5 protein-coding genes are annotated in these 6,750 nt (G+C 68.2%); 4 read left to right on the forward strand and 1 reads right to left on the reverse strand.

What is annotated here, in order from left to right; translation table 11 throughout:
- Positions 1–225: 225 nt before the first annotated feature.
- Positions 226–843 (reverse strand): spermidine synthase, encoded by a 618-nt coding sequence (locus VGL85_RS05330; protein ID WP_331586760.1) that lies wholly within the window; start codon positions 841–843, stop codon positions 226–228.
- A gap of 158 nt (positions 844–1,001) precedes the next feature.
- Here VGL85_RS05330 and VGL85_RS05335 point away from each other — a divergent pair, with 158 nt between their 5' ends.
- From VGL85_RS05335 to VGL85_RS05350, 4 genes are all read left to right on the forward strand, one after another.
- The gene (locus VGL85_RS05335) at positions 1,002–1,751 is read left to right on the forward strand and encodes a LysE family translocator (protein WP_331586762.1); all 750 of its coding nucleotides are present in this window, start codon (positions 1,002–1,004) and stop codon (positions 1,749–1,751) included.
- Positions 1,752–1,901: 150 nt separating this feature from the next.
- Positions 1,902–3,062, forward strand: coding sequence for an efflux RND transporter periplasmic adaptor subunit (locus VGL85_RS05340; protein ID WP_331586764.1), 1,161 nt, complete (start codon positions 1,902–1,904; stop codon positions 3,060–3,062).
- A gap of 3 nt (positions 3,063–3,065) precedes the next feature.
- Positions 3,066–6,221 carry an efflux RND transporter permease subunit gene (locus tag VGL85_RS05345; RefSeq protein WP_331586766.1) on the forward strand — a complete coding sequence of 1,052 codons (3,156 nt, stop codon included), beginning with the start codon at positions 3,066–3,068 and terminating at the stop codon, positions 6,219–6,221.
- Positions 6,218–6,750, forward strand: a 533-nt coding sequence (locus VGL85_RS05350; RefSeq protein ID WP_331586768.1) for a TolC family protein, incomplete at its 3' end; no start/stop codon positions are given. The genes VGL85_RS05345 and VGL85_RS05350, both read left to right, overlap by 4 nt.

Genomic DNA, 6,750 nt, shown 5'->3' on the forward strand with positions numbered 1-6,750 from the left:
GAACGGCTGTCAATCACGGTTGTGAGACCTTGGCGCGCCGAGGGCCTCGGTCGGGCCGCCGACATAGTAGAGTCCGTGTGACGTGGCGACGCCGTCCATGACGTTGTCTAAATCCCAACGCCGCGAATAGTCTATTCAATCTTTCAATGTCAGTTCTAGACAGAAATCGTCAATTTCTGACGTTTCGTGGTCTGCAACGTCGCTTCGCCGGGCGCTGCGCGGTGTTCAGCCGGGGCCGGGCGAGGCGACCCAGATCACGTGGCGCGCGCCTCGGCCTGGCCTATTGGCGCGGACCCGCGCCTCATCGACGCGAAAGCCGGTCCGGTGCAGTCGCCTGGCGAATTCGGCGTTCGGTCCCGCCGACCACACCGCCAGGACGCCGCCCGGCGCCAGCGCCCGGGCCGCGGCCCGCAGGCCGTCGGCGGCATAGAGGCCGTCATTGGCGGCGCGATTGAGCCCGCCCGGGCCGTTGTCGACATCCAGCAGGATGGCGTCGTAACGGGATCGCGCCGGCGCGATCAGATGCGCGACGTCGGCCTCATGCAGCGTGACCCTGGGATCGGTCAGGCTGCCCGCAAATAGCCCTAACAGCGGCCCGTGGGCCCAGCCGATGACCGCCGGCACGAGTTCGGCGACGGCGACCCGCGCCCGCGGCCCCAGTTGGGCCAAGGCCGCCCGCAGCGTGAACCCCATTCCGAGCCCGCCAATGAGCACCTGGAGGTCCGGGCGATCGCCGAAGCCCCGGAAGGCCAGAGTGGCGAGCGCCTTTTCCGAGCCGCTTAGGCGGCTGTTCATCAGCTCGACGGCGCCCGACATGATCGAAAACTCCGCGCCGCGCCGCATCAGGCGAAGCTCGCCTTCGCCGTTCGGAATCTGGGCGGTGTCGAGAAGAGACCAGGCAATCATGGCAGGCTCGCGGCTGGACGGGGCTGGAGCGTTTTGACCCTGCTTCGGATGGGATGTAAGCGGCCTTTCGTTTCTCCGCCGCGGAGACCGCGCTCATGGCCGATATCCTGCTGCCGCTCCTGGCCTTCGCGGCCGCCGCGGCCGTGCTGACGATCACGCCAGGCGCGGACACCGCCATGGTGCTCAGAACCTCGACCGCGGACGGGCCTCGCGCCGGCGTGGCGACGGCCTTGGGCATCTGCCTCGGCCTGCTGGTCTGGGGCGTCGGGGCCGCCTTCGGACTGACCGCGCTGCTGGCGGCGTCGGCGCTGGCCTTCACCGCGCTGAAATGGACGGGCGCCGCCTATCTGGTCTATCTCGGTGTCCGGCTGTTGCTGCGGCCGAGATCGGCGATGGCCGCGGGCGGCGCCGTCGCGGAGAACCCCACCGGCGGGCTAGATCACGGTGATTTTGGATTGAATCAATCCAAAATCATAAACGTGATCGATTCTAAGCGTTTAGAGCGGGTTGCGGGCGGAAAACCGCTTCGCACTTTTCCTCAACCCGCTCTGAGCGCCTTTCGCCGCGGGTTGCTGACCAACCTGCTCAATCCCAAGGTCGGCGTCTTCTACATCAGCTTCCTGCCGCAGTTCATTCCGCACGGCGTCAATGTCGCCGCCTTCTCGCTGCTGCTCGCCGGCGTGCATGTGGCGCTGTCGCTGGCCTGGCTCGGCCTGCTGGTCGCCCTGACCGTGCCGCTCGCGCGCCTCCTTAGCCGGCCGGGCGTGGTGCGCGGCCTGGACCGGCTGACGGCTTGCGTCTTCCTGGGTTTCGGCCTGAAGCTGGCCTTGAGCGAACATCCTTGAGGCCATGCGGCCTTCGGCGTCGCGCCGCTCGGTCTTTTCGGGCCTGAATGGCTTACGCTGTAAGCCCGACGCCTTGATGCCAAACCGATAAGGCCCTACTTGCCCCATTGGGGGATGACGGTTCATTCCTTCTGGTGTCTGGACCTGGCGATGCGGACCACTGTGGCGTTGAGACTGGTCGCGTTCGCCACCGGCGTCCTGTTGCTGCAGGCCTGCGGCGGGCGTCCCGCCCAGCATCAGGGCATCCCCGAGGTGGGGGTGGTGGTTGTGCAACCCCAGGCCGTCGCCCTGCAGACCGAACTGCCCGGCCGCACCAGCCCCTATGCCATTTCCGATGTCCGGCCGCAGATCGGCGGCATTATCCAGGCGCGGCTGTTCGTCGAGGGCGCCGACGTCAGGGCCGGCCAGGTCCTCTACCAGATCGACCCGGCCATCTATCGCGCGGCCTACAACCAGGCCGCGGCCCAGCTCGCCTCCGCCCGCGCCAATGTGGTCACCGCCAAGGCCAAGGCCGAGCGTTATGCCGACCTGGTCAAGATCAACGGGGTCAGCCGCCAGGACGCCGACGACGCCAAGGCCGCCTGGCTGCAGGCCGCCGCCGCCGTGCAGCAGAACCAGGCGAGCCTGCAGAGCGCCAGGATCAACCTGGACTATACGAGGATCACCGCGCCGATATCCGGGCGGACCGGGCGCTCGGCCTTCACCATGGGCGCGCTGGTCACCCCTGGCCAGGCCGACGCCCTGACCACCGTCCAGACGCTGGATCCGATCTATGTCGATATCAACCAGTCGACCTCGGACATCCTGAAGCTGCGCGCCAGCCTCGCCGCGGGGGCTCTGACCACGGGCGGGCCGGACTCCGCCGAGGTCTCGCTGAAGCTCGAGGACGGCAGCGACTATCCGCTCAAGGGCAGGCTGCAGTTCACCGATATCACCGTCGACCAGGCCAGCGGCACGGTGACGCTGCGGGCCATCTTCCCCAATCCCAGGGGCGTGCTGCTGCCGGGCATGTATGTCCGCGCCGAGGTGCCGCAGGGCGCCAAACCGTCCGCCATCCTGGCCCCGCAGCAGGGGGTGAGCCGCGACGCCGCCGGCCGGCCCGTGGCCATGGTGGTCGACGCTTCGGGCCGCGCTCAGACGCGGGTGCTGACTACCGGCGCCGCGGTCGGCGACAAGTGGCTGGTGCTGAGCGGCCTGAACCCCGGCGACCGGGTGATCGTCGAGGGGCTGCAGCGGGTCAAGCCCGGCGACCAGGTGCACGCCGTGCCGGCCGGGTCGCCGCCTCCCCGTGCGCAGCCGGGCCAAGGCTAGGCTGTGCTTTCCAACTTCTTCATCGAGCGGCCGATCTTCGCCGCGGTCATGGCCATCGTCGTGATGCTGGCGGGCGCGCTGTCGATCCTGACCCTGCCGGTCGCGCAATATCCCTCCATCGCGCCACCCTCGGTCTCCATCTTCGCCAACTATCCCGGCGCCGACGCCGAGACCGTGGAGAGCTCGGTCACCCAGGTGATCGAACAGCAGCTCAAGGGGCTGGACCACCTGCTGTACTTCTCGTCGCAGAGCCAGTCGGACGGGACGGTGCAGATCACCGCCACCTTCGCCGCCGGGACCAATCCGGACATCGCCCAGGTGCAGGTGCAGAACAAGGTGCAGCAGGCGACCCCGCTCCTGCCCACCGAGGTGCAGCAGCAGGGCATCAGCGTCGCCAAGCAGACCGCCAGCTTCCTGCTGGTCATCGCGGTCTATGACGACACCGGACGCAACTCGCTGGCCGACATCGGCGACTTCGTGAACAGCAAGCTGCAGGACCCGATCAGCCGGGTCACCGGCGTCGGCGACCTGCAGGTATTCGGCGGCCAGTACGCCATCCGCATCTGGCTCGATCCCTATAAGCTGAACAATTACAAGCTCACCGTCGGCGACGTGCGCAATGCGGTGACAGCCCAGAACATCCAGGTCTCAGCCGGCCAGATCGGCGCCAATCCCGCCGTGCCCGGCCAGCAGCTCAACGCCACGGTGACCCTGCAGTCGCGCCTGCACACCGCCGACCAGTTCAAGGCCATCGTGCTGCGCACCAGCCCGGACGGGGCTGTGGTGCGCCTGAGCGACGTGGCGCGGGTCGAGCTGGGCGCGGAGGACTATAGCGTCGTCGCCCACTACAATACCCATCCGGCCTCGGGTATTGCGGTGCGGCTGGCGCCGGGCGCCAATGCGCTGAGCACCGTGGCCGCCGTCAAGGCCAAGGTCCGACAGCTGGAATCCACCTTTCCCGAAGGCATGAAGGCGGCCTTTCCGGTCGACACCACCACCTTTGTCAAGCTGTCGATCCAGGACGTCATCCAGACCTTGATCGTAGCCATCCTGCTGGTGATCGCGGTCATCTACATTTTCCTGCAGGAGTGGCGCGCCACCCTGATTCCGGCGATCACCGTTCCGGTGGTGCTGCTGGGCTCGTTCGGCGTCCTGGCCATCGCCGGCTATTCGATCAACACGCTGACCCTGTTCGCGCTCGTGCTGGTGGTCGGGCTGCTGGTCGACGACGCCATCGTGGTGGTCGAAAACGTCGAGCGGATCATGGCCGAGGAGGGGCTTTCGCCCAAGGAAGCCACCATCAAGTCGATGGGCCAGATTACCGGCGCCCTGTTCGGCATCGGCATCGTGCTCACCTCGGTGCTGTTGCCGATGGCCTTCTTCCCGGGCTCGACCGGCGTTATCTATCGCCAGTTCTCGGTCACCATCGTCTCGGCCGTGGTGCTGTCGGTCAGCGTCGCGCTGACACTGACCCCGGCGCTGTGCGCCACTCTGCTCAAGCCCAAGGATCCGCGCCACGTCCGCGCCGAGCGCGGCTTCTTCGGCTGGTTCAACCGCAACTTCGCGCGGCTGGTGAGCCGCTATGACGAGACCCTGGGCCGGCTCCTGAAGCGTTCGCTGCCGGCCATGCTGGTCTATGGACTGTTGCTGATCGTGCTCGCCGTCCTCTTCGTCCGCCTGCCCACGGGATTCCTGCCGGACGAGGACCAGGGCTCGATGCTGGTTCAGTTCACCCTGCCGACCGGGGCGGTGCAGTCGCGCACGAACGAGGTGATGAAACAGGTCGAGCACTACCTGTTCGTCGACGAAAAGGCCAATGTCGCCGGCGCCTTCGTCATCTCCGGCTTCAATTTCGGCGGTTCGGGGCAGAACCTCGGCATGGCTTTTGTGCGCCTGCGCGACTGGAGCGAGCGCAAGGGCGTGCGGAACCGCGCTCCGGCCATCGCCCAGCGCGCCATGCAGACCTTTTCCAAGATCCGCGACGCCCAGGTCTTCGCCTTCATCCCGCCCCCGGTGCAGGAGCTGGGCAACGCCACCGGTTTCGACTTCGAGCTGGAGGACCAGGGCTCGGTCGGCCACGCCGGCCTGGTCGCCGCGCGCAACCAGCTGCTCGGCCTCGCGAAGAACGACCCCAAGCTGTCCGGCGTGCGGCCGAACGGCCAGGACGACACCCCGCAACTGCACGTCGACGTGGACGTGGCGCGCGCCGGCGCGCTTGGCCTGTCGCTAGCCGACATCAACGACACCCTCTCCACCGCCTGGGGCTCGTCCTATATCGACCAGTTCGTCGATCGCGGCCGGGTCAAGCGGGTCTTCATGCAGGGCGACGCCCCCTACCGCATGGCGCCGGACGACCTGGGCAAATGGTATGTGCGCACCAGCTCGGGGACGATGGCGCCCTTCTCGGCCTTCGCCGACAGCCGCTGGGGCTTCGGCCCGGCCCGGCTCGAGCACTATAACGGCCAGCCGTCGATGGAGATGCAGGGCCAGTCCGCGCTCGGCTTCTCCTCCGGCGTGGCCATGGACGAGATGGAGGCCCTGGCGAAACAGCTGCCCAAGGGCATCGGCTATGAATGGACCGGGCTTTCCTATCAGGAGCGGCTGTCGGGGGCCCAGGCGCCGGCCCTCTACGCGATCTCGCTGCTGGTGGTCTTCCTCTGCCTGGCGGCGCTCTACGAGAGCTGGAGCATCCCGGTGGCGGTGATGCTGGTCATCCCGCTGGGCGTAACCGGGGCCGTGCTCGCCGCCACCCTGCGCGGCCTCTACAACGACATCTATTTCCAGGTCGGCCTGCTCACCACCATCGGCATCTCGGCCAAGAACGCCATCCTGATCGTCGAGTTCGCGGTCACCGCCGAGAAGCGCGGTGTGGCGCCGTTCGAGGCGGCCATGCAGGCGGCCCGCATACGCCTGCGGCCCATCCTGATGACCTCGCTGGCCTTCATCGCCGGCGTCTTTCCCCTGGCCATCGCCACCGGGGCCGGGGCCGGCAGCCAGAACGACATCGGCACCGGCGTCGTCGGCGGCATGCTGGCGGCGACCATATTGGCCATCTTCTTCGTGCCGGTCTTCTTCGTCCTGGTGCGCGGCGGCCTGAAGACCCTGCGCTGGCGGCCGCCGCCCGACGATGCGGTGGCGCAAGCGGAGCCGGCGCCATGACGCGCCTGCAACCGCTGGCCGCCGTCCTGGTCCTCGCCCTGGCCGGCTGCACGCTGGCGCCGGCCTATCACCGGCCCGCGGCGCCGGTGCCCGAGACCTCGCCCAGCGGGCCGGCCTATCCGCCGGTCGCGGCGGCGGAGCCCGCGCCACTACCGGGCTGGCGCGACCTGATCACCGATGCGAAGCTGAAGGCGGTGATCGCCCAGGCGCTGGGCAACAACCGCGACCTGCGCGTCGCCGTCGCCAATATCCAGGAGGCCCGCGCCCAGTACCAGGTGCAGCGCTCGGCGCTGCTGCCGCAGGTCAACGCCCAGCTCGCCGAGAGCTACACCCACACCCCGGCCGCCGTCGAAGGCATCCCCGGCGTGCAGGGGGCCTTCGACAGCCACGTCTATACCGCCCAGGTCGGTTTCAGCGCCTTCGAACTCGACCTGTTCGGCCGCATCCGCAGCCTGACCCGCGCCCAGCAGGAGCAGTATTTCGCCAGCGAGGAGGCCCGCCGCACCGCCCAGATCAGCCTGATCGCCGA

The organism is Phenylobacterium sp., from assembly GCF_036501465.1.
Taxonomy (GTDB): domain Bacteria; phylum Pseudomonadota; class Alphaproteobacteria; order Caulobacterales; family Caulobacteraceae; genus Phenylobacterium.